This window comes from Nonomuraea composti (assembly GCF_012034275.1).
In the GTDB taxonomy this organism is placed as follows: Bacteria; Actinomycetota; Actinomycetes; order Streptosporangiales; family Streptosporangiaceae; genus Nonomuraea; species Nonomuraea composti.
Genome location: NZ_JAATEP010000134.1, coordinates 1 through 2,495 on the forward strand (window position 1 = coordinate 1; position 2,495 = coordinate 2,495).

Consider the following 2,495-nt stretch of genomic DNA (forward strand, 5'->3'; position numbering starts at 1 on the left):
GCGGCCAGGGTGGTGAAGCTGGAGCCGTTCGTGCTGCCCTGGACGGTCAGCGTCTCGGTGCGGCTCGGCCAGCCGTTCGGCAGCTTGAGCACCACCTTGCTCAGGCTCGCGGCGGCGCCGAGATCGACCTGCGCCCACTGCGGGAAGGCGTTGCCGGCCGACTCCCAGTAGGTGGCCTGGTTGCCGTCGGTGAGGTTGGCCGGGCGGTAGACGTCGGTGAAGCTGCTCGCGGTGGCCGGCTTCCCGGCGGCGAGGTTGGTGTCGGCGGCGGCGTGTGCGGCGGGTGCCGCGAGGAATCCGATGAGTAACGCAAGGGCGGCAAACAGTGCTCGCATAGGGGGTGGCCCTTCGATAGGACGGATGGCCGCACCATAAGATGTCGAGCAGATGGCCGCAATATTTCGACGAGATTGCGCAAAGAAATAACTGCGAGCGACACCCGCGGAATCGATCTTCGCCCTGGTGACGCCTCTGAGCTGCGCGGGTGGCGAACCAAAAAGGAGCGCAAGCGCCTGCGTCAAGAAGACGCAAGACTTGCGCTCCGCGGCGGGCCGTTTGCGGCCCCTTACGTGGTCAGAGCCCGACGAGCGCGATGATCACCGTGATCAGGGCGACCGGCCCCATCACGGCCACCGACACCACCGTCGCGCTGTGCCCGGGCAGGAGGCGGGCCAGGACGTTCGAGGCGGCCCGCCGCACCGCCGCCGAGCCGGGCAGCACGAACAGCCCCAGCGTGAAGGCCCCGGCGGCCAGCGACTCGGCGTGGCTGGTGCTCACCCGGCCCGCCATGTGCAGCAGGCCCGCCGCGACGATGCCGAGCGCCAGCGACAGCAGCAGGTTGCCCATCGCCACGAGCGCGGCCCTGGTCAGCTCCGGCCGTTCCTCGGCGAAGTAGTGGTCGCCGGCGCGCAGGGCCAGCGTGAGCGCCGCCACCAGCAGGCCCATGGCGACCGGCATGGCCACGGTCAGCGCCACGAGCGCCACCACGCCGAGCACGCCGACGAACCCGCTGCTCTTGACGAAGCGCCGCAGCTCGAACGGCTCCGCCGGACGCGGCGGCGGCGACGGGCGGCGCTCCTGCGGCTGCTCGACCCGCACGGTGTGCGGCGGCTCCTCCTCCTCGCGCCTGGGCGCGTACTGGACCGGCGGGAGCAGGTCGGAGAGGGTGTTCATGGCCACCGTGCGGCCGCCGCGCGCCTGCGGCACGCGGCCCGCCGGGTCGAGCGACCCGGCCAGGCGCAGCAGCTCGCCCGCGGTGGGGCGGGCCGACGGCTCGACCTGCAGCGCCCGGCTCAGCCAGTCGCGCAGCCAGGCCGGCGCCTTGTCGATCTGCGAGCGCCCCTCCATGGTGTTGAAGCAGACCGCCTCGAACGTCCCGGCGCCGAACGGCGGCAGCCCCGTGGCGGCGAAGAACACCGTCGAGGCCAGCGCGTGCACGTCGGCCGCCTGCGTGATGTGCGAGCCCCGGATGATCTCGGGCGCGAGGTAGCCGGGCGTGCCGACGAACATGCCGCTCTGCGTCAGCCTGGCCGCGTCGACCAGGTGCGCGATGCCGAAGTCGATGACCAGCGGCCGGCCTTCGACGATCATGACGTTGGACGGCTTGAGGTCGCGGTGGATCACCCCGGCCGCGTGGATGTCGACCAGCGCCTGGCACAGCCCCTGGGCGAGCCTGATCACCTCGTGCGGCGGCAGCGGCCCCTCGGACAGCACGGTGTCCTCCAGCGTGCGACCCGGCGCGAACCGGGTCACGACGTACGGCCGGGGGCCCGACAACTCGGCGTCGAGCACCTCGGCGACGTACGAGCTGCGCACCCGCCGCATGGTCTCCACCTCGCGGAACAGCCGGTCGCGCGCCTTGAGGTCGGCGGCCACGTGCGGGTGCAGCACCTTGATCGCGACCTGCCGCCCCGCGCCGTCGAGACCGAGGTGGGCGACCCCCATGCCGCCCTCGCCGATCTTCCTGACCACCCGGTACGGGCCTAGGTGCTCATGCGTCTGCGTGCTCATTCCCGGCGTCATCCTCCGTGTTCCCCCGTCGCGCCGCGCTTTTCGTGTGCGTCGGCCCCGACATTGTCCCGCAGCACGTCCCCCAAAATGCACAGTAAGCGAAGATCTGCCCGAGTGCGGCGCCTCCGGTTTTTTCGCGGCGCCGCACCCGGGCCGGAGGTCAGATCTCCTCGACGCTGCTCGGCTCGCGCCGGGACAGGTCGATGCCGAGCTCTTCAGCGGCGCGGAAGACGTCCTCGTCGGTGTCGCGCAGCTCGATGGACACGCCGTCGCCGGAGAGCACCTCGACGTTGAGGCACAGCGACTGCATCTCCTTGATGAGGACCTTGAAGGACTCGGGGATGCCCGCCTCGGGGATGTTCTCGCCCTTGACGATGGCCTCGTAGACCTTCACCCGGCCGAGGACGTCGTCGGACTTGATGGTCAGCAGCTCCTGCAGCGCGTACGCGGCGCCGTACGCCTCCATGGCCCACACCTCCATCTCG

3 protein-coding genes are annotated in these 2,495 nt (G+C 71.2%); all 3 read right to left on the reverse strand.

Translation table 11 applies throughout. The features are described from left to right. Window positions 1–335: discoidin domain-containing protein (locus HCN51_RS57625; RefSeq protein WP_168022215.1), on the reverse strand; the 335-nt coding region annotated here is incomplete at its 3' end. Between the two features lie 238 nt (window positions 336–573). Further along, window positions 574–2,010, reverse strand: coding sequence for a serine/threonine-protein kinase (locus HCN51_RS57630; RefSeq protein WP_168022216.1), 1,437 nt, complete (start codon window positions 2,008–2,010; stop codon window positions 574–576). A gap of 160 nt (window positions 2,011–2,170) precedes the next feature. After that, window positions 2,171–2,495 (reverse strand): DNA-directed RNA polymerase subunit beta (locus tag HCN51_RS57635; RefSeq protein WP_168022217.1); only part of this gene is annotated, 325 nt, incomplete at its 5' end.

Coding starts and splice junctions, on each gene's coding strand:
- HCN51_RS57630 (WP_168022216.1), bottom strand. CDS start 2,010: ATGAGCACGCAGACGCATGAGCACCTAGGCCCGTACCGGGTGGTCAGG.